19 protein-coding genes and 1 pseudogene are annotated in these 19,195 nt (G+C 58.2%); 5 read left to right on the forward strand and 15 right to left on the reverse strand.

The window, feature by feature from the left end:
- Window positions 1–507 precede the first annotated feature (507 nt).
- The 11 genes and pseudogenes from THSYN_RS29625 to THSYN_RS36420 all read right to left on the reverse strand — a co-directional run.
- On the reverse strand, window positions 508–1,905 hold the full coding sequence (locus tag THSYN_RS29625; RefSeq protein ID WP_100922705.1) for a TfuA-like protein: 1,398 nt from the start codon (window positions 1,903–1,905) through the stop codon (window positions 508–510).
- On the reverse strand, window positions 1,878–3,131 hold the full coding sequence (locus THSYN_RS29630) for a YcaO-like family protein (protein ID WP_100922706.1): 1,254 nt from the start codon (window positions 3,129–3,131) through the stop codon (window positions 1,878–1,880). Before THSYN_RS29630 ends, THSYN_RS29625 begins: the two co-directional genes overlap by 28 nt.
- Window positions 3,128–3,937 carry an amidohydrolase family protein gene (locus THSYN_RS29635; protein WP_100922707.1) on the reverse strand — a complete coding sequence of 270 codons (810 nt, stop codon included), beginning with the start codon at window positions 3,935–3,937 and terminating at the stop codon, window positions 3,128–3,130. Before THSYN_RS29635 ends, THSYN_RS29630 begins: the two co-directional genes overlap by 4 nt.
- The gene (locus THSYN_RS29640; RefSeq protein WP_100922708.1) at window positions 3,934–5,160 is read right to left on the reverse strand and encodes a radical SAM protein; all 1,227 of its coding nucleotides are present in this window, start codon (window positions 5,158–5,160) and stop codon (window positions 3,934–3,936) included. Before THSYN_RS29640 ends, THSYN_RS29635 begins: the two co-directional genes overlap by 4 nt.
- Window positions 5,161–6,585 carry a PqqD family peptide modification chaperone gene (locus tag THSYN_RS29645; RefSeq protein WP_100922709.1) on the reverse strand — a complete coding sequence of 475 codons (1,425 nt, stop codon included), beginning with the start codon at window positions 6,583–6,585 and terminating at the stop codon, window positions 5,161–5,163.
- Between the two features lie 174 nt (window positions 6,586–6,759).
- Complete coding sequence (tnpC, locus tag THSYN_RS29650; protein ID WP_157817550.1) at window positions 6,760–8,445, reverse strand: IS66 family transposase; 1,686 nt, start codon at window positions 8,443–8,445, stop codon at window positions 6,760–6,762.
- Window positions 8,446–8,516: 71 nt separating this feature from the next.
- Window positions 8,517–8,873 (reverse strand): IS66 family insertion sequence element accessory protein TnpB, encoded by a 357-nt coding sequence (gene tnpB / locus THSYN_RS29655; protein ID WP_100918902.1) that lies wholly within the window; start codon window positions 8,871–8,873, stop codon window positions 8,517–8,519.
- Window positions 8,861–9,271 (reverse strand): hypothetical protein, encoded by a 411-nt coding sequence (locus tag THSYN_RS29660; protein WP_100918903.1) that lies wholly within the window; start codon window positions 9,269–9,271, stop codon window positions 8,861–8,863. Before THSYN_RS29660 ends, tnpB begins: the two co-directional genes overlap by 13 nt.
- 110 nt (window positions 9,272–9,381) lie before the next feature.
- A complete protein-coding gene (locus THSYN_RS34490; RefSeq protein WP_157818029.1) occupies window positions 9,382–10,179 on the reverse strand; it encodes a hypothetical protein in 798 nt (265 codons plus the stop codon).
- A gap of 310 nt (window positions 10,180–10,489) precedes the next feature.
- Window positions 10,490–10,717, reverse strand: a complete 228-nt coding sequence (locus THSYN_RS29665) for a hypothetical protein (protein ID WP_100922710.1) — start codon at window positions 10,715–10,717, stop codon at window positions 10,490–10,492.
- Between the two features lie 170 nt (window positions 10,718–10,887).
- Window positions 10,888–11,040 (reverse strand): annotated as a pseudogene (locus tag THSYN_RS36420) (universal stress protein); the annotation flags it as partial.
- 297 nt (window positions 11,041–11,337) lie between these two features.
- Here THSYN_RS36420 and THSYN_RS29675 point away from each other — a divergent pair.
- Window positions 11,338–11,625 carry a ribbon-helix-helix domain-containing protein gene (locus tag THSYN_RS29675; RefSeq protein ID WP_100922712.1) on the forward strand — a complete coding sequence of 96 codons (288 nt, stop codon included), beginning with the start codon at window positions 11,338–11,340 and terminating at the stop codon, window positions 11,623–11,625.
- Window positions 11,626–11,666: 41 nt separating this feature from the next.
- Window positions 11,667–11,912, forward strand: coding sequence for a type II toxin-antitoxin system RelE/ParE family toxin (locus THSYN_RS29680; RefSeq protein ID WP_236849043.1), 246 nt, complete (start codon window positions 11,667–11,669; stop codon window positions 11,910–11,912).
- Window positions 11,913–12,228: 316 nt separating this feature from the next.
- On the opposite strand, the gene ihfA is transcribed toward THSYN_RS29680, so the two are convergent.
- Entirely contained in the window at window positions 12,229–12,573 is a 345-nt protein-coding gene (gene ihfA, locus THSYN_RS29685) for an integration host factor subunit alpha (RefSeq protein WP_100922714.1), read from the reverse strand.
- Window positions 12,574–13,026: 453 nt separating this feature from the next.
- Here ihfA and THSYN_RS29690 point away from each other — a divergent pair, with 453 nt between their 5' ends.
- On the forward strand, window positions 13,027–13,986 hold the full coding sequence (locus THSYN_RS29690; RefSeq protein ID WP_100922715.1) for a PDDEXK nuclease domain-containing protein: 960 nt from the start codon (window positions 13,027–13,029) through the stop codon (window positions 13,984–13,986).
- Window positions 13,987–14,875: 889 nt separating this feature from the next.
- Here THSYN_RS29690 and THSYN_RS29700 read toward each other — a convergent pair.
- Genes THSYN_RS29700 through THSYN_RS34500 form a run of 3 tightly spaced genes read right to left on the reverse strand, consistent with a single transcriptional unit; the run spans window position 14,876 to window position 16,218 of the window.
- Window positions 14,876–15,343, reverse strand: a complete 468-nt coding sequence (locus THSYN_RS29700) for a protein-export chaperone SecB (protein ID WP_100922716.1) — start codon at window positions 15,341–15,343, stop codon at window positions 14,876–14,878.
- A gap of 16 nt (window positions 15,344–15,359) precedes the next feature.
- A complete protein-coding gene (locus THSYN_RS34495; protein WP_157818030.1) occupies window positions 15,360–15,653 on the reverse strand; it encodes a hypothetical protein in 294 nt (97 codons plus the stop codon).
- Window positions 15,643–16,218 carry a hypothetical protein gene (locus THSYN_RS34500; protein ID WP_157818031.1) on the reverse strand — a complete coding sequence of 192 codons (576 nt, stop codon included), beginning with the start codon at window positions 16,216–16,218 and terminating at the stop codon, window positions 15,643–15,645. Before THSYN_RS34500 ends, THSYN_RS34495 begins: the two co-directional genes overlap by 11 nt.
- Before the next feature lie 1,096 nt (window positions 16,219–17,314).
- On the opposite strand from THSYN_RS34500, the gene THSYN_RS29705 reads away from it, so the two are divergent.
- Together THSYN_RS29705 and THSYN_RS29710 are read left to right on the forward strand one after the other, a co-directional pair.
- Window positions 17,315–18,730, forward strand: coding sequence for a form I ribulose bisphosphate carboxylase large subunit (locus tag THSYN_RS29705; RefSeq protein ID WP_100922717.1), 1,416 nt, complete (start codon window positions 17,315–17,317; stop codon window positions 18,728–18,730).
- A gap of 52 nt (window positions 18,731–18,782) precedes the next feature.
- The gene (locus THSYN_RS29710) at window positions 18,783–19,127 is read left to right on the forward strand and encodes a ribulose bisphosphate carboxylase small subunit (protein ID WP_100922718.1); all 345 of its coding nucleotides are present in this window, start codon (window positions 18,783–18,785) and stop codon (window positions 19,125–19,127) included.
- Window positions 19,128–19,195: the final 68 nt, after the last annotated feature.

A 19,195-nucleotide genomic window follows, 5' to 3' on the forward strand; every position in this document is an offset into this window, starting at 1 on the left:
ACCTACGCGTCGATCAGCATTTGCAGGATACTTGCTGCCACTGGACCGTGTGGGTAGGGCACCCTGCGCCGGACATTGATGCCTTGCCCGTCGTCGCGCGGACTTCGGGAGCTTTGTAGACGGCTTTCTTCACGACTGCGCCTTGCTTTAAGGCATCAACTTTGTCAGCGATTTTCTTCATATGATTCTCTGATTGCGGTAGATAACCAAACAACGCCCTTGCGCCAACGCACAAAGACCTTCGCGAGAATACCACGGCGGTCGACGCTTTGTCAACGACGCCATTTTTATCAGGGAGCAGAATATTCTTACGTTCACAACCAGTGGCGCGGACAACGGAACCGGCATCCCAAGGCGCTCACTTCTCCGAGCTACTGCTGCGTTAGGTGGGTTAGGCCATAGCTAGAACCCATCAACTTCCGCTTCATTTTCTGCTGGGGTTTATCTGTACTATCTCTATAAGATTCTCTCTGTTCCGCGCTTCGCTTGCATTAGTGCTGTGCCTATTCACACCGATTCGCCAGCACTCGTATCATTTTGCATACCATTGTCTTCGGTCAGCAGCATTCTTACGACGTACCGCAGACGGTGCGCTGGCATCCAGGACAAATAACGCGCGAAGTGGTCCTCAGGACTCTTGACACCAAGTCGCAGCAGATGCGCTTCCAGCAAAACCTGTGCATCGACGCCACTGCCATAAGAAGACTGCTTTCGTGCTTCCTGCATTATCCTGAGCAGGCGCTCCTTCGCTTTAACATAATTGCTTTCGACCAGCAAGGTGAGAAGAAGACCTCGTTGAATATTTAAAGTAACCTCTTCAAGAACTCGCTCGCATACAACTTCTTCTGAGGCTAACTCATCAATATCAATGTCATCCAGCGGGCCAAGATTGCCTGCGCCCCCATCATCCTCACCTACCAACTTCAAACGGCACGCCGCGACCTCATCCGACTGTGGCACTATTCCTAAAACTCGGCCTAACTGACATAACAAAGTGCGAACAAGTCCATCTTGGAACAACCGAGCACCTTCAGAGTCCGCCACAACGGCAAAATCCAGCAAATCGCGCAGTACGGGAACGTCGTCAGCCCCCGGTATCCCGCGATCTATTGGGCTGACCACCTCAAGCGGCCGAGAGAACAACGCTTCATCCCAGAACGGTCCGCAGGGAGGCTCGATCGAATATTCCGTAAACCCAGGCGCTTTTCTGCCATCCTCCGCCCAGTCCCTCATCTTTCTTAGCATTGCCAGCGCGTCCATTTTTTTCAGGTCAACCCGAAACTCCGGAACCGTACGCCGGAGCCGCGCTATGTCCAACGCGGTCTCTGGGAAAGACTCTGGATTCAGAATGTGGTCCCAACTTCGATCGATAAAGCACATCTTCTTTGCCCGCGCGATCACGCTAGTCGCAACATTGGAGCTTACGATATCGAGGCGCACGGCCTCATCCATCGTTGCCCGGATGTTGGCCAGCGCATCGAATCCGGGCATCACGGACCAACCCCGACCCTTCAAGTAGACGCACGGCACGGCAACTTCATCATCACCATCCCACTCTCCAGATACAAACCGCTGGTAGATTTGACCCACGCCTATCATGCCATAGCGATGTAATTCAGCCGCTCTCAACGCCCCGATACTTGCCGCGCCATAAACGATGATCCCACGGGATAGCGCATAAAGTATATCTTTGTGGAGAACCGCTGCGGTCAGGTGAAATAATCCGTCCACGATCCCTATTACCTGGGGTCGGAACTCGGAAATCGCCGCCGGGATGTCGCCAGCGCATACTGGCCCAAGATACCGCGCGTCACAAACGCTGCTCGCCTCGCTTTCACCTACAGTCATCCCAATAAAGCAGATCATTTCCATAGCCCTTAAGCTCTCGCCACTGAACTTTTCCATGCTCGATAGGATTCCATTCGTTGCGCAAGAGGTCTATGGTAGCCGCTCAATCCGGGAACAAGAACCTTTACAACCGGAACCCCGATCTTCTCATCGGTTATTTCTCTTTGTAAAATTCTTGTGAATCCCTCCGACCTGAGACGGTCGACGACAATCGCGAGCATGCCATGTAGTCGCCTTGGGAGAGTCATTGGCGCAGCCGCGGGTACAGTCGCGCCAGCTAATTCCGCTTCATATCGTCCGCGTCTCAAGAGACTTTCTCCAACTTCGTGCAACACCCGATAATCTGCACGAGCGTTGTCCTCTCTCGTGCCGCTAATCATCGTGATTCTACCTTGCGCCGCCTCGGTGATCGCTCTGGCAGCGGCCACATTTGGGTCCAGGTGCGCTCCATGGCCAACATTGGTGTGAAATAGAGTGTCCCGGTCTTCCAGATAAGCAGAATAGCAACATATCGCGAACGGATTCTCATTCGAGAAAATCAAGAGGCCCAACCCTGCTGAATTAACTTTTTCTATTAGTTCTTTGACGTATGGTGCCCCAAATGTTGCAGTATCAATGCGTGGTCGCGGAACGGCCTCATGCTCCATAAGGTGATCGGCGCATGTTTCAGCGTCGCGCTCGATTACCTCCAACAACCCATGTAAGCAGGCTTCGCCGATCGAGTTGCCCGAGGCGAGACCATTTGTTGAAGCATAGGCCCATCGTGCCGCCTTACGATACGATCCCAACCGCTGTACGCAAATAGTATCGTGCGGCACCCAAAAGACCGCGCCACTGACTATGTCTCTGACATCAATCCAGGGCAGCACCGTGTCGACCGAAACCGGACCGTAAACGGCATCAGCCAATTCGGCGGGACTGATAAACCTTTCTCCTCTCATACCCGAGAGGGTTTCCCAGCGAGGCGGCGGGCTAAATCTTTCCCAAGTCGCTTGCTCTATCGATTCCATAGCTGCTGATACGCGAGCCTGAACGGGAGTGCACCCTTTACCCTGGCTTACCGAAAGCGTGATGGCTAAGGGACGAATGGCTTGCCAGGTAGGGATGCCTACCACGTCCAATCCCGTAACGTCTGCAAGTCGAGTAATGCCGGCTCGCTCTATTGCGCAGTGGATGCCCCCAAATGTGTCCTCTGCTGATTGCAGGCGAGCGGACCCATCAGCCACGATTAGCTCGGCATCTGCCCCAACTGTCTCCAATAACGTTGTGTCGTCGCCCCTCATACTTCGCGCCTATTATCACGGCTGGAAGACATATGAAAGACCGCACACGCGTTGTCCCGAAAAAACGCGTTCGTAGCCTTCACTCGCGCGGCGGCGGCCAGCAATTTCTGTACGTTGTGACAATAGGACGAGATCACATCTAGTCCTGGATGATAAATGGCCTGAACAGGATAATCCGACCCAAACAGAAGGCGGTTTGGGCCGATCGCGTCGAAAGCGCAAGCAAAGCTATCAGGATCACAGAAAGAGAACTCGAGATATACGCTCGATGATTTCTTGGCAGCATCTAGCGATTCCTGGAAAGGGCGCGCGTGAAACAATATCAGCGCCTGGGAGAAACCTCTAGGAAAGCACCGAGACACATCCTTTGGCATACAACCTCGATTACCCGTATGCACGGCTACAGGAACCGACCACCTCTCCGCCGCAGTGATTACGGGTCGCATCAGAGACAGCATCATATCGTACTGGTCCGCATAAGGATGCAATTTAATGCCCACATATCCATCCGGACACTGCGCCATCTTAAGAATATCTATAGCCGATTCGCGGACGGGCGACACCCACAGCCAATTGAGCACTCTATCTTGCAAAACAGCAGGAAATACATCTGAAAAGCCCGCCTTAAGCCGCTCTGTCTGTTCGTCCCAAGAGAATGGAGCGCAGACGAAGCGTTCCATTGGCAATCGGCCGCACAGTTCCTCCAGATACACCGGCGGAAAACAGGCATTCTCCCCGTACGTGCCACAATGTACATGCACGTCGAAAATGGAAAAGCCGTCCGGGAGCGCCGTATCCGCGTTCATTTCACTCTCGCCAAATCACCGAGCCGATCGAGCAATGCGTCGGTATCTCTTGCTGCCTGGTCCCATCCAACCTCGAAGCGATCTAAGAGTTGACGTACGAGAGCGTCGCGCGTCCCGCCGCACCACAGCGTTTCAATCAGGTCCATCGCAATTGTGTCCAACACGTACGACTCCGAAGGTCTGCCCTTGCGCATGAAAAATATGTGCCACCGGTCCATGAGTGGAAGAATAGCGATCCCGTCTGGTATCCGTCTAAATGATCGCTCGTCATTGCTGGAAGGCAAAGCAATATCGTCGAAGCGTGCGAGACAACCTATGCGGCATTGGTTGCGAAGCAAGTCAGCGCAGCCCCCGCATGTTTCTACGGGCTGTAGATGTAACTCGTCTCGAAGTCCTCGGAAATACGCTCGCGCGTGTTCCCATGACTGGAAAAAAGTCAGCGGTCTTGCCAATATGCCGTTTCGGGGTCGCGCGGCACAGTAGCTCACAGTGAGGTCAGGAAAGACGTCCAGATTAGGTTCACAGCCGATCAATCCATGATAGCCCGCGCAGTGAGCAGATAGATAGCGATGTTCATAATCAGTGAAAATGCATCGCGGCATTGCGCATAACTCTGCGCTCACGGCAAATCCTTGCTCGCACAGGAGTCTTGCCACGCTGTAGTAATGAGAGCCTATCTGTCTATTTCCTATCTGCGCCCATAGCGTCCGGACATCCAGTGCAATGCGTACGCGCGTGATATCGCATTCCTGGTAGTATCGGATTAGATAATCATAATCGGAGAAAGGCCGCACATCACTCACTGTTATCGCCAGTGTAACGCGAGTCGGGCACGCGGACACACGAGCAAGATTGGAAGAAAAACGAGCATACGAAGATCGGCTGTAGGTATCGGGAAAATCCGCGTTTACCAAGAATTCCTCGATAACATTATTGCTAGACCAGTGATGCAGACGGCTTATCATAACGTCTTGGCAAAGCAAATTTGTCAGAAGGATAATGGATAATCCCCGCTCGCAGGCACTCTCGACCATTTTCGCAAAATCTGGGTGCAGGGTCGGCTCTCCACCTAGAAGCGTGATAGTGCGTTCGGCTGATGCGACCGCAATATCAAGGCAATGCAGGTAGTCCTGAAAAGACATTGTGCTGTCGCTATTGCGTCTCCCAGGAATAAGGCAAAACGAGCAGTTCTTGTTGCACCGTTCCGTCAGCAATAGGTTCATTCAGACAGTGCCTCCGCCATCCGCTTCTAAAGTAGACGGGGGGCCGCCGTATTTGCGGTGGTATTGTGCAATTCGGCATATGGCATCGGCTTTTCCTACTGGGTTCCCCGTTTCCTGGTAAGTGGTAGCCATGCATCGCGGACACGCGGGTATGAGTTCACATCCAACACACTCAGTGAAGGATCGGTTGCGGTAGCTGCGAATCTGTCGAGTGGGTTCGTTCCGATCGGAAAGTATCTCTCGAAGAGGTTGTTCTCTAATATTACCTAAACGGTATGGGAAGGCTATACAAGGACGAACATCTCCGTTTACGTTGATGGCCACCATGGTATTGGCTGCCCCGCAGATAGGGGACTCCGGGTCGTCGATCGGATATGAAACAAGGAGTTGGTTCTGGTCGCCCAAACCGGCTATATTGGTGGACCCCTCAAAGATGACATCGGACATGACACCTTTTTGATCCAACCAGATTAGGTCGTCTTCGGTGAGGCGTTCAATCAGCGGGTCGTCGGTTCCGTCCAGACGACGGGTTACAAGCAAATCGAAACCGATAGGTGCATCAATGCTTGTGGCAAACTCCTTCAAGCCATCGAGTTGCTGATAGTTGGACCGTGTGACGACGCAAGATATGCGACAACGCTGTCCTAATGCGTGGCAGAGCCTTAGTCCAGCTACGGTTCTGGCATGACTGCCTGGTTGTCTCACGAATACGTCGTGAGTGGCGGCGTCCATGCTATAAAGGCTTACTTGAACTTCTGTTACGTGCAGTCTCCTAAGCTCGGCTACAAACGCTTCGGTCAGGAGAGTGGCGTTGGTCTTGAGTATTACGGAGAAACCTAACTGGCGGGCGTACGCACACGTCTCAATGAGGTGGCGCGCCATCAGAGGTTCGCCGCCGGTTAGGGTAACTTCTAGGCAGGAAAGCTCCCGGAGTTGTTTAAGCAAGTCGCGAAGCTCAGATATGTTGAGCGGGTCTTTCAGCGGCCCTATAGCGCCAACATCCGGGATGTAACAATGTTTACACCGAAGATTGCAAACAGTCGTTATTTCGATGAATGCTTGTAGCGGTAAAGAGTGTTCGCTACAGTATTTCTTGACCTCCTTCCTAGGGTCGGTCTTGCTTTCCATGGGAAGAGCCAGCGCTTCGGCAGGATCGCCGTTGTGCTCGATGAGCCCTAGGGTGCGGAAGGATGCATAAGTAATCTCCAAATCCCGAAGCGCGACATCGTGACCGATATCGTATTGTTCGCAGATCTCCTGAACTGCCTCTTGACCAACCACACCGTCGGCTAGCATCTGGAATATAGCGGCGGCGGTCTCGTTAAGGAATAGCATGGAACCGCGGTCAGTGAGTATTACGTGTCCTTCCGGCAAGGCTGCATGAATGCCGAGCGCGGTTCCGGTAGCGTGGGAGCCCCGCGTCATTGGCGAACCCAAGGCCCGCCGTTGTCGCTGTTGGCGGAGCGGGCGAGCCGCCAGTAGCAAGCTGGGATGACGTCTGCCTGCCCGTGCGCGCCCACGCCCCAGCGCGGTGACGGGTCGGGACCTTGGGCGGTGTGGGGAGGAGGCCCGCACGGGCGGCACGGGGCCGCCGCGGGATCAGTCCGGCGCGGGTTCGGCGGCCAGGCGCGCCAGCGCCGTGGTGTAATTCCAGGGCATCCAGGCCGGCGGGTCGAGTGCCACCGCGGCGGGATGGCGCTGCAGCGCGACCAGGTAATCAAACGGCGCCACTTGGTGCAGTTCCGCGGTATGGATCAGACTCATGAACAGATCGCCGACCTTGGCGCCGTTCAAGGTGCGATAAAACAGCGAATTGTTGCGATGCAGGATGGCCTTCTTGAGCGCCCGCTCGCAGATGTTGTTGCTCAGCGGGGCGCCGGGTACGCGCAGAAACAGGGTCATTTTTTGCCAATGATTCTGCATGTAGCGGATCGCCTGACCGAGCCCCGAGTTGGGCTCCACGGCGTGCGTCTCCAACTGCGTGGCCATCCAGTCGTGGAGCGCCTGCATCCGCGGGCCGCTTTCCTGTTGGTGCAGGAGTAAGCGCGCGTGCGGGTCGAGTCCCTGGTGCTGGGCCTGGTGGTCAGTGTGGAACACGGGACGCAGGGTTTCCAGCACGAAGGCGACCTCGTCGGGAAAGGCGTCATGGACCTCGACGAACTTGCGGCGCCCATGGGGAATACAGGACGCGGCCTGCGTGGGATGATCCCCCGGGGTGTTGCGCGCCAGGGCGTCGGACATCTGGATCGGGGGCACGGGGTCGTGGCGCCGGTTGAGGACCTCGGCGAGGTGCTCCCCGGCATGACAAGGTCCGGTTTTGAACAGGGCGATCGGGCCATTGACGGTCTCGGCGACGACGCCGCTGGTGAACACCCCGGTGCGCTCGGCGTTAGCTCCCGGGGGCAGCGCCTCGGCCCGCGCCTCGGCGGTGAATTTCAGGATGCGCATGGTGGTGTCGTCGTTATAGAGCACCGTGCCCTGCGCCGCCTGCTGGGCCAGCTCCTCCACCGCGGGGGCGAGGCACGGCGCGGCCGCCGCGACCACATCCCATTGGGTAGTGGCCGGCAGGGGGATGGCCAGCGCCTGCTCCAGGCGTTGGATGCGATGAAACGGCAGCCCGCAGCCGTATTTCAGCAAGGCGATCATGGCGGCGGCGGTCGCGTCGTATTTCGCCGCGCCCACGCCCGCGGGGGGGTCGGCCGTAAACACCGTGCCGCACAGCCCACAGCGCAGCCGCTCCAGGGTGTAGACCTGCGCCTGCAGGGGCGCCACGCCGGTGACGCGCACCAGGACGGCGGGCTCCTGGCGTTGGACATAGACCCGGCCGGTGCAACCGGGCTCGGGACAGGGGTCGCCCTGCTTCAAGGTGGCGTGGGCAACCGGGATGCGCGGGGCGCGGGGATACTTGTCGGCCCCGTTGCGGCCGTGGCCAGTGCGTGTCTTTTGGTGGGGCGGCAGCGTGGCATCGCCGTCGCTGGCGCCCGGCGCCGCCGGGTCGGCGTCGGCCGGCGGCGCCGGGGCATCGCGCGGCGCTGGCTGGTCCTTGCCCAGGACCGTGTCCGTGGTCTCGGTGCGGGGTCCGAAAATCAGCCGACGCACCCGCTCCAGGGTGGTGGTCGTGGTCTCCAGTTCCTCGGTCAGGCGCGCCAAGGTGTCGACCGCCGCCTTGAGGGTGGCGTGGTCATCCACCGGCAGCGCTTGGGTACGGGTGCGCTCGACAATGGCATCGAGTCGCGCGATGGGGACCGACACCCGCGGGGTGCGCGGGTTCTTACGCCGGCTCATGCCGCGACTGGCCGGTGGTGCAGGAGCGTCGTGTTCATACACGGCGTTATACCGCATCGTACACCGCCACGTCACGCCCCCGGCGTCAACGCCCGCCACACCGGCGCCCCCGCCGCGGCGCGCCAATCCCCACCGGCGAGCAATACCGCCAGTTCCTGGGGGGCCAGCACCTGCCCCGGCGGGCCGCTCGGCCAGTGCCGAAAGCGGCCTTCGGACAGGCGCTTCTGACACAGCCAGAAACCCTGGCCGTCGTAGACCAGGAGCTTGATCGCGGTACCGCGGCGGTTGCGGAAGACGAAGAGTGCTCCACTCATGGGCTCGTCCGCCAACACCTGGCGCACCCGCCGGGCAAGACCATCAATGCCTTGGCGAAAGTCCGCCGGGTCCGTCGCGACCAAGACCCGCAACTGCGGGGTCAGGGCAAGCACGGCGCCGCCTCCCACAGGCGACACGCCACCGTCGCGACCTCGCCGGTCGCCGCCCCGGTCCACTCGATGCGCAACGAACGACCACGGGCGTCGGACAGGGTCAGCACGCAGCCCGGCCCCGACGGTGGTAAGCCCAGCATCATTTCCACAAAGGCCGGCGGCGCCGTGGTGGGCACCGGCAGGGGCGCTGTCCGCGCCGTCAGCCGCCGCTTCAAACCGGCGTAGTCCAGTCGCAGCGTCGTGGCGACCTTGCTTACCCCATGGCGGGCGGCCAGTTCAACCGCCCGCGACCACAGTTCCGCGGGAATGCGCGCGCCCTGGGACGTGGTGTTGCGCCAGTGGGCAAAGGCCGCGGCCGTCTGTGCCAGATCGGCCGCGGCGGGAAGTGACAGTGACATCGTGGAGCCTCCGGATCACCAAAAACGGGGCTCCTACGCTACCGGGCTAGGGACGGGATTTCATGCAGCCTTACCGGAAGGACACGATGCGTGGCTCATGCGGGTAGTCCTTATGTTGTGGCGGTGATGGTGCGTAGATCAGAGATGTGTCGCAAAAGATCCAGGTATTGCGTGTAGTCCTGTGCGGATGATGTGCGCTCTATGACTTTGAAGTGGCGGACACCAAGGTCATAGTAACGGAGTAAGTCATTTACGGTAGGTTGCGTCCGCCAGTCTTTGCGTCGCGCTCCTTTACGCAGGTTAGGACATTGGAATAGTGCGTTCGTATTTCCATCGCGGTTTGCCTCCGAATTATGCCGGTAATGGGATAGGCAGTTGGTCCCGAAGCCGGCACATTCGTTATTTATGAAAACCTCCAACTTTCTCCAGTGCTCTGCTTTGGAAATAAGGTCAAAGTTGTATGTTTCGGGGACAGGGCAGACGACGACATCAAAATTTGAAAATAGGGAGAACTCATGCCATCCTTCACTGAGAAAGCCGATGGTCGAAAAGGTGAAACGAAAATCAGGAAAGCGATCTCTAATCTCTTTTGCTATCCAGTGTCGGGCGACGATAACGCCATTCCTCGGATGGTACGCTTCGGCTAGCAGGTCCCATGTGCGCGAATCGATGGTGAGTGCGTCTGGACCAAGAACAGTGCTACAACAGACGTTAAATGGGATGCTTCGCTCTCTAAGATAATGAAGTACGCTCAGGAAGTTCTCTTTGGAATCATGCACGATACGACCACCGTCGAGTGCGAACGCTGAAGGTGCGCCGTAAAAAGAGATGTCGATGCCTCTTGTGTGCTTGAGTAGCTCTTGGATACGAGTCAGATCGAGTTGGCTACCGATCGAAAGATGTAGCATGCTTTCCTCTTCGCGCCATGATTCAGGAGAACGAGAAGGCTCTGGCTAGCCAGACGCGCCGTAGTAGGGGTCACCTCACGAAACGGAAAAATCGTACGCTAAGGCTCTAAGTGGCTCAATCTGCGTGGTGCCGCAAATTGATCTTGACCCGGCGCCTGCCGCGAACGGTCCGCGGTCGCGGCTGATCGAACGGGCAATGCAGCAGCGCCGTGACTAATCCTTGGACATGATCCTCGCCCTATCTTCCTGTTGATCGTTCTGTACTCCTCGATCAGGGTGATCCAGACGCACGAGTCCAGATAGGCTAGCTTCATTCGGACTCCCGGAACCCCCGGACCTCTTCGAGTATCTCCCGATGACTGCGCTGCGCGATGCGCTGGGGCTCGACCCGGTCCAGCACCGCCGTCAGTGCCGCCCATTGCGCCGACGCAAGCTCGTCCTCGTCCTCGATCATGACGCGCACAGGCCTGCCGCGATAGCGGTCCGGCAGTTTGGCGGTCAATATACCGTCGTCGGAGACATCGGCCTCGACCTGCATCGCAAGCCTCTCATGTGTTGGTCTCAGAGCCCCCGCGCGGCTCAAGCAGCGGTGTCGATGCGCCCCGATGGCGTTACGAGTGCCCGCGACCCTCGCGATGCACTACGGATCGACGGGGACTGCCCGCCCGCCGCGACCTGACCGCAATACGGCGAATCATAACACGGAGATCAGGCCCGCGGCCGGACCACTGTCACCGCGCAGGGGGCATAGGCGATCACCCGCCGGGCGACCGAGCCGATCAACTGGCGCTCGAACAGGCTGTGCCCGCGGTGCCCGACCACGATGTGGTCGATGCCGTGGCCCTCGGCGTAGATCACGAGATTCAAACCTCCCGCAGCGATGTGGGCGAGGAAGCGGTCGGCCTCGTCCCGCGTGATGACGAAACTCGTCTTTATAGGGAAATAGGGGACGTACCACGAAATACATTTCTGATGGCACTCCCCGCCAAACTCCTGAAGGAAAGCTGAAATAAATCAAGGCGCGTCTGGGCCAAGTCGTCACGAGACTGCGTCGGCGGGGCCGTGGAACACGCAGCACCGGTCGTCCAGGGCCTCGGGCCCCACAACGAACAACCGACGGCCTCCTCGCAACACCGCCAGTATGATATTCTCATACTAATGAGCACCATCGAACGCATCACCATCACACTCACCGCCGAGATGGCACAGGCCGTGCGCGGCGCCGTGCAGGCTGGCGAGTACGCCTCCAGCAGCGAGATTATCCGCGAGGCCCTGCGCGACTGGCGGCATAAGCGGGCGTTGCAGGAACAGGAGTTAGGCGAACTACGCGCGCAGGTCCAGGAGGGGCTGGCCGACATCGCGGCCGGGCGCCTACGCGACTTCGACGCCGAGCGCATCATTCGTAAGGGAGAGCAACAATTAGCGGCTCGCGACGCCTGCGCATAACCGACAGCGCCGAGCAGGATCTCGTCGATATCTGGTGCTTCATCGCCCAGGACAATCGCCGGGCCGCATCGAAGCTGATCCGCGAGATCGAGGGGCGTTTCGCGACGGTCCAGGCGCATCCGGAGATTGGCCCGCGCCGCGAGCGGCTGGCCCCGGGGTTGCGGGCGCATTTCCACCGCGACTACGTGCTGTATTACCTGTTTACCGACGAGGAAGTCATCATCGTGCGCGTGGTGCACGGCGCGCGGGATGTTCGGGCGCTGACCTTCGACGAGGGCACTCAGTAACCCCGCGAGGCTCGCCGTGGCGTCGGGTGCCCCGGCACCTTGCGCTGGCCCCGGCGCGGCGCGCCAGGCCCGCCGGCGGACACCGGCGGGCGTCCGATCGTGCAAACCGTAGTACCCTCAATGACTTAGCGTCGAAGCATGTTCCTACGCGAAATCTGAAGCCCTGACCCAACGCGGGAGCCGCAGATTTCGCGTAGGACCACCGAAAACGATCAATTGGTGACCGATGTTTCGGCGCGGTCCCGAAAATCCGACAGGCTACTCGCGGCTTGGCGCCCGCTGGCGCGCAATCCGCGCCGGCCCAGCCCTGGCGTGTTCAGGTCGTGGCGCGCCGTTCGTCGGACCCCGCAGCGGCAGCGCTCGGCTGCGCGGATCCGGCATCGGCTTCGACCCGGGCCTTGAGCTTCTGGCCGGGCCGGAAGGTCACGACACGGCGGGCGGTGATCGGGATTTCCTCACCGGTCTTTGGATTGCGCCCCGGGTGCTCCTTCTTCTCGTGCAGGGCGAAATTCCCGAACCCGGACAGTTTCACGTCCTCGCCGCGCTCCAGCGCCGTGCGCATCGCCTCAAAGAAGCCCTCGAGGATCTCGCTGGCCTCCCGTTTGTTGAGCCCAAGCTCGTCGAACAGGTGTTCTGCCATGTCGGCTTTCGTCAAGGCCATACCTTCAATCCTCAGTGGTGCGCGAACATCGACTCAGGACGAGCCAACACAGACCCCATCGTCTAAGCCTCTGCTTGGGCGGTCATTGTCTGAGCAGGCTCTTGTAAAATCAATCACAATGCAAGACTATTTTAGGTGATCTGGCGTTTGATGTGAGCAATGGAGTTAGGTCCGCGAAGGGGCGGCGGCCAACAGGCGGTCCTGGAGCACGGGGATCTGCCCGCGCCGCCCCTCCCGAGCCTGGTCTTGCGCCACCTGGTGACGCTCCCTCGGACCTGATCGAGGTCTCGCTCGCCTGGTCGGGGCGAGGGTTGCTCCTCGGTCGCTCAGGCCAACGGCGATGGCTTGGATCCAGACCGCGGAAGACCGAGTGTTGCCCGGTCTGGCTTGCGGTAACGGAGGAGCAGGCTTCGGTTCAGGAGATATGCAATGAGTAAAGCATCCGTCGATGGTATGGGGGTCGAGTCGGCAGCACTGAACGGACTGGTGGGCCAGTTGCGTGACCTGATCGCCCAGGCACGCGCCCAGGCGCTGCGTACAGTGGATGCCGTTCAAGTACGTGCCTGCTGGGAGATTGGCCGCCATATCGTGGATTTCGAGCAGCAAGGCCACGCCCGAGCCACTTATGGAGCGCGACTGTTGCCGCAATTGGCGGAACGCCTGTCGCATGAGTTCGGCGCGGGTTTCGATGCGCGTAATTTGCGCCACATGCGCAGCTTTTTCCAAGCCTTTCCATTTTGGAACGCGGTGCGTACCGAATTGAGTTGGACGCATTACCGCACGCTGCTGCGACTGGATAGCGAGGCGGCAAGGCAGTGGTATGTGAACGAGGCCATTGCCCAAAATTGGAGTTCACGAGCGCTGGAGCGCCAAATTGGCACCCTCTATTACGAACGCCTGCTGTCCAGCCAGGACAAGGCGGCCGTCCAGGCTGAAGCAAGCAGTCAGGTAGCCCCCTTGAATCAATCCCCGCGTGCGTTTGTGCGCGACCCCGTGCTACTCGAGTTTTTGGGCTTGCCGGGTACGGGCCGTTTGCTTGAAAGCGAATTAGAGCAGGGCTTGATGGATAAGCTGCAAGCCTTCCTGCTGGAACTGGGCAAGGGTTTCGCCTTTGTCGCGCGGCAGCAGCGCATCAGCACCGAGAGCAAAGATTTTTACATCGACCTCGTCTTTTACAATTACTTACTGAAATGCTTCGTGCTGTTCGACCTGAAAACCGGCGAACTGACGCATCAGGACATCGGCCTCGCTGTCAGTCCGCCATGGGTCGGCGCGCCGCCGCCCGTCCGCCGGGCACGGCGCCGGGTGTGTCACCTGGCGCGGGGTTGGTCTGGCAGTGGCCCCCTCGGCGGCGCGGCGACGGTCACGACGCGCCCGCGGGGCCGGCCCGTGTGCGTGATACAGAATGACTAATTCTGTCTCAGGGACCCCCGAAAAACGCCCCAGAAAGGGCGCCCGCGCGGGCCCAGAGGGGCGTTTTTTGGGGTTTTCGCGGGCTGCCTTGATACACTTCCCTTAAGCCTGGAAAGAGCATTTTTTTCACGCAAAGACGCAAAGACGCAAAGTTTTTCAATGCGATATCTCTGTCGTATGGTTCACCTACCGGGTGACGGGATCATCGCCAGCAAAGTTCTATTCTTCTTTGCGTTCTTGGCGTCTTTGCGTGAGCAATTGCCGATTCTAGGTTAAGTCATCGGTATCACAGGCACGCTGCCATGCCTCACCACTGCGCGGTTTGGGAGAAGGTATCCGATCCTTATGAAAGCTAGGCAGTCACACACGTAGCGAGGCCAAGAACCGGACCGACCGCGGGGTGGCCGCGGGATGCGCCACGGGCTAGGCTGGAGTGCTTCCGCCTATCCTTGCGAGTATTTCAAATCATTTCGCTGTTCCCGGTAGACTGAGAAGATTCCGAAACGGTGGAGGGGGCGATCGACGTGGCAACCAACGTTCTGCGGTCGGTGCGGTTACCGACCGATGAAGAGGCCATTCTGGCCGCGGATAGCAGCCGGTTGCTCGCGGCCTGCGTGGGCACCGGCGAGCGGGCGCGACTGCGCCTGATCGACGGCGACGCGGACGTGACGGTCCCGGTGTCGGCGATCCATCTGCTGGTGGACATCTTGAACCAGATGGCCCAGGGCAACGCGGTCTCGCTAGTGCCAGTACATGCGGAGCTCACCACCCAGCAGGCGGCGGATCTCCTCAACGTCTCGCGGCCTTATCTGGTCAAGGGCGTAATCGGGGACAACCCACGGTTTCCCGCTCGATTTATCGATCTAGACCGAAAACCGTGGTCTGTCGCCTATTTCCCCCTGTCCCCTATTTCCCCCCTATTTCCTTTAACAGAAATAGTAGGTATTTCCATAAGCGGCAGCAAAATAGGAGCTATGCCGGCCCTAATAGTTAAGGCGTGAACATGTTCGCGAATATATGGATATAATATCAATGGGGCATTGTGTTCTGCCCAGTGTTCAAGTTTATCCATCGGAAATCGTTCTTGGTCTACTGTAAACTTAGCAAGAAGATGGATCTTTAAATCGAACTTGGTGGTTATGTCTTTTTCCTCAATAATTTCTGGTTGCCCTATTCTTACGAATAATCCGATATCAATGGTGCTGTCGTTAATATCAAAATCAGAGTGGCCGATTCCTATCTGGAATCGGCCTTCATCGGACTTTTGTGTTTCGTATAGGCCATTTACTCTAATAAATAGCTCCTTTACCTGTATGCCCAGTAGCTGGATAGGGTGTAACTTAAAATTATCGGCCATTATATTCTCCTTAGTATCATGACGCAGCCAATGGGAATGGCTCTTCGTTCGCCGCGATAAAAGATTTATCCGTAAAAGATGTATATGCGCTTTCTTTTAATTTAACATATTTTATTTCTGTTGTGACAACGTGGTACCTCTGTGTTTCATCTGGATACAGATAATTTTCGGCAAATTTAGCGATTTGCCTAATGGTCGCAGCAAACTGTGAATTTTTGCTTGCGGATATCTCTGCCAGCAACTGCTCTATTGGCATTTCTTCGATTTCTTTTGCTGCCAATCTTGATGCATTCTCCAGGCTAGTATTCATATTCTGTTACCATATCAGATGCAATTATTTCAATGCTGCTCGTATTTAGTACTACAACAGCTTCCCCGCAGTTTCCAAAGTACCGACCGATTTTTCCTGGCGATCCTTTTGGGGTGGAGATATCTGAAATGATGGCGTCAAACTTCACACCCCTGTAATTTTCAATTTTTTCAACAAATAATTGATAAAGGGTAGAAACTAATATTTCTTCTGGCTCAGTAATTTTTGCTCCGCTGGTTTTTATTCTTTTAAGTTGTTTGTTTACTAAGCTCCTGACTTCTTCTCTTATTTGGCCGTGGCTCAGGTCCAATGTTTTATCTTCGGTAGTGTTGAGTTTCATCGCTATCAGGCAGCAATCAGTATTTTTGCCTAGTTTGTTATATTCACCTCTTTCTTTTGAGTACTTCCACCACATAAATGACAAGTATCTTGCGTAGCAGTCTTCATTGAAGTAGCGCCAAAAATAAACTCCAGGCCCCGACATTCCTGATATAGAGGTTATGAATCCTTCTTTATTTATTTTTTCTGATACTGAAACGCTTGTTCCGTGAATTCCAAAAATCATACATTAACCTTAGATATTCTCTTCTTGGTTCGCTTTTGGCGAAGACGCGCCTAATTTTTTAGACTGAATCTGCCGAACTGTCTGCTAACCGGCGACCGCCCCGAACTGAACCATAAATCCGATTCGGTGTCCAGGGGGAGGGCGATTCTGACGTTGCGGATATTGGGGTCGCGGGCGCAATGGAACAGAAAAACCAGGTAAGGGCCGCTCCGGGATTTCAGGGGCCGACGCACCTCCTCGCCAGTGTCCCTGAGGTATACCCCAGCCTAAGGTCAGGCTCGCGGCCGAAAATGCATCAGGTTAGGGTCGATTTTTCAGTTACCTGGCGGGTCCGACCGGACCTCTCAGACCGCAACCTGACGCCTTCCGCCCGGCGTCAGGTCCCGTCCGCCGTAAGCCTGGCCTTCTTCTCGAAGACCTGGGCCTTGATCATCGTTTCGGCCGCTGCCCCGAGGTCTCACACCGGAGGTCGACGCTTTACCGTGAAAGTCCGGCGGGGCCTGTGGGAGCGGCTTTACCGTGAAAGTGCGTAGTCAGGCCATCCTGGCCTGACGGTGTCGGGGCTGGAACAGTCAGGGCTGGAAGCCCTGACTACGCCGCCCCGCACGCTGGCCATCGAGCTAGCGGTCGAGAGGACTTTCATGTTCCGGGGTGGCGCGGGTGCCATGACCGTTAGCTGGACCCGGGGCACGCTGACGCGCCGTCGACCGGCTAAAGCTCGACCTCCTGTCCCCTGCGGCCGGAACGACGATCAAGGCCAACAAGGCGGCGCGAGCCGCCTTTTTTGTGCCTGCGCCCGGCGTCGAAGTCGCGCACGCCCCCGGAAACTCATGTCGCCGCGAAATTCCTGAGACCGCAGGAAGGGGCTTAGCGTAAGTTTTCGCGCCGATGATTGTCAGACCCCGAACCCGTTGCGCGCGGCGCAGACCCCACCACGCGGCCCCCGGGGCGGCCCGGCGCGGCGCCGATAGATCAGAGTCTATGGCTAGCGAACGAAATATGTATTGGATGTCCGGGTTACCGGTTATCTATGCTACGCCCAACATCAGGAATCATTTTGTCTCCGCCAACCCAGCAACCGAATCAGGAGTCGCTCATGGCTGTTAAGACCTATGACGCGGGCGTGAAAGAATACCGCGACATGTATTGGACCCCGGACTATGTCCCGCTCGATACGGACCTGCTCGCCTGCTTCAAGTGTACCGGTCAGACCGGTGTGCCGCGCGAAGAGGTGGCAGCGGCGGTGGCGGCGGAATCCTCCACCGGCACCTGGTCCACGGTGTGGTCGGAACTGCTGACCGATCTGGAGTATTACAAGGGCCGCGCCTATCGCATCGAGGACGTGCCGGGGGACCGCGAGTCCTTCTATGCCTTCGTGGCTTATCCCATCGACCTGTTCGAGGAAGGCTCGATCGTCAACGTGCTCACCTCCCTGGTCGGTAACGTGTTCGGCTTCAAGGCGTTGCGTCATTTGCGTCTGGAGGATATCCGCTTTCCCATCGCCTATATCAAGACCTGTAACGGCCCGCCGGCCGGTATCCAGCTCGAGCGTGACCGGCTCAACAAGTACGGCCGCCCCATGCTGGGTGCCACCATCAAGCCGAAGCTCGGACTGTCCGCCAAGAACTATGGCCGGGCCGTCTACGAGTGTCTGCGCGGCGGCCTGGACATGACGAAGGACGACGAGAACGTCAATTCGCAGCCCTTCATGCGTTGGCGCGACCGCTTCGAGTTCGTGGGCGAGGCGATTCAGAAGGCGCAAGCCGAAACCGGCGAGCGCAAGGGCCACTACCTGAACGTCACCGCCCCGGACCCGGAGCAGATGTACGAGCGTGCCGCGTTCGCCAAGGAGGTCGGCTCGCCCATTATCATGCACGACTTCCTCACCGGCGGCTTCACGGCGAACACCGGGCTCGCCAACTGGTGCCGCAAGAACGGGATGCTGCTGCACATCCACCGCGCCATGCACGCGGTCATCGACCGTCACCCCAAGCACGGTATCCACTTCCGGGTCCTGGCCAAGTGTCTGCGCCTGTCCGGTGGCGACCATCTGCACACCGGCACCGTGGTGGGCAAGCTGGAAGGTGATCGCCAGTCCACCCTGGGCTATGTCGATCAGTTGCGCGAGTCCTTCGTGCCCGAGGATCGCTCGCGCGGGGTCTTCTTCGATCAGGACTGGGGCTCCATGCCCGGCGTCATGGCCGTGGCCTCCGGCGGCATCCATGTCTGGCACATGCCGGCACTGCTGGCCATCTTCGGGGACGATTCGATGCTGCAGTTCGGTGGCGGCACCCAGGGCCACCCCTGGGGCAACGCGGCCGGCGCCGCGGCCAACCGGGTCGCGCTGGAGGCCTGCGTCAAGGCCCGCAACCAGGGCCGGGAACTGGAGAAGGAGGCGCGCGACATCATGACCGACGCCGCCAGACACAGCCCGGAACTTGCCATCGCCATGGAGACCTGGAAGGAGATCAAGTTCGAGTTCGACACCGTCGACAAGCTCGACGTGGCCTGACGCTCAAGCCGCAGTCCAGAACCCCAGTGAACCGACCGCGAGGATTATCTCAATGCGAACCAACTCCACGGTGGGCGACTACCAGACCGCCCAGACCCTCGAAACCTTCGGCTTCCTGCCGAAGCTGACGCAGGACGAGATCTACGACCAGATCGCCTATCTGATCGGTAACGGCTGGACGCCGGCCATCGAGCACGAGCACCCGAGCCGCTCGACCGATCACTACTGGACCATGTGGAAGCTGCCGTTCTTCGGCGAGCAGGACATGGACCGCGTGATGGCCGAGATCGATGCCTGCCACCAGGCCTACCCGACTCACCATGTGCGCCTCATCGGCTACGACAACTACACCCAGAGCCAAGGGGTGTCGTTCGTGGTCATCGAGGGTCGCACCTGACGGACCCCGGTTCTCAGGCAGCGCGTGGGGCGGTTTTAGGGCATTGATCGTCGTTCCGGCCGCAAGGA

This window comes from Candidatus Thiodictyon syntrophicum (assembly GCF_002813775.1).
In the GTDB taxonomy this organism is placed as follows: domain Bacteria; phylum Pseudomonadota; class Gammaproteobacteria; order Chromatiales; family Chromatiaceae; genus Thiodictyon; species Thiodictyon syntrophicum.

Excerpts from the sequence above, each read along its gene's own strand:
- THSYN_RS29625 (WP_100922705.1), bottom strand. The coding sequence starts at position 1,905 with ATGGAAAAGTTCAGTGGCGAGAGCTTAAGGGCTATGGAAATGATCTGC.
- THSYN_RS29700 (WP_100922716.1), bottom strand. The coding sequence starts at position 15,343 with ATGGCCGATAATTTTAAGTTACACCCTATCCAGCTACTGGGCATACAG.
- THSYN_RS34490 (WP_157818029.1), bottom strand. The coding sequence starts at position 10,179 with ATGCTACATCTTTCGATCGGTAGCCAACTCGATCTGACTCGTATCCAA.
- THSYN_RS29705 (WP_100922717.1), top strand. The coding sequence starts at position 17,315 with ATGGCTGTTAAGACCTATGACGCGGGCGTGAAAGAATACCGCGACATG.
- THSYN_RS29660 (WP_100918903.1), bottom strand. The coding sequence starts at position 9,271 with ATGTCACTGTCACTTCCCGCCGCGGCCGATCTGGCACAGACGGCCGCG.
- THSYN_RS34495 (WP_157818030.1), bottom strand. The coding sequence starts at position 15,653 with ATGAATACTAGCCTGGAGAATGCATCAAGATTGGCAGCAAAAGAAATC.
- ihfA (WP_100922714.1), bottom strand. The coding sequence starts at position 12,573 with ATGGCCTTGACGAAAGCCGACATGGCAGAACACCTGTTCGACGAGCTT.
- THSYN_RS29640 (WP_100922708.1), bottom strand. The coding sequence starts at position 5,160 with ATGAACCTATTGCTGACGGAACGGTGCAACAAGAACTGCTCGTTTTGC.
- THSYN_RS29690 (WP_100922715.1), top strand. The coding sequence starts at position 13,027 with ATGGGGGTCGAGTCGGCAGCACTGAACGGACTGGTGGGCCAGTTGCGT.
- THSYN_RS29675 (WP_100922712.1), top strand. The coding sequence starts at position 11,338 with ATGAGCACCATCGAACGCATCACCATCACACTCACCGCCGAGATGGCA.
- THSYN_RS29630 (WP_100922706.1), bottom strand. The coding sequence starts at position 3,131 with ATGAGGGGCGACGACACAACGTTATTGGAGACAGTTGGGGCAGATGCC.
- THSYN_RS29635 (WP_100922707.1), bottom strand. The coding sequence starts at position 3,937 with ATGAACGCGGATACGGCGCTCCCGGACGGCTTTTCCATTTTCGACGTG.
- THSYN_RS29710 (WP_100922718.1), top strand. The coding sequence starts at position 18,783 with ATGCGAACCAACTCCACGGTGGGCGACTACCAGACCGCCCAGACCCTC.
- THSYN_RS29645 (WP_100922709.1), bottom strand. The coding sequence starts at position 6,585 with ATGACGCGGGGCTCCCACGCTACCGGAACCGCGCTCGGCATTCATGCA.
- THSYN_RS29665 (WP_100922710.1), bottom strand. The coding sequence starts at position 10,717 with ATGCAGGTCGAGGCCGATGTCTCCGACGACGGTATATTGACCGCCAAA.
- THSYN_RS34500 (WP_157818031.1), bottom strand. The coding sequence starts at position 16,218 with ATGATTTTTGGAATTCACGGAACAAGCGTTTCAGTATCAGAAAAAATA.
- tnpC (WP_157817550.1), bottom strand. The coding sequence starts at position 8,445 with ATGAGCCGGCGTAAGAACCCGCGCACCCCGCGGGTGTCGGTCCCCATC.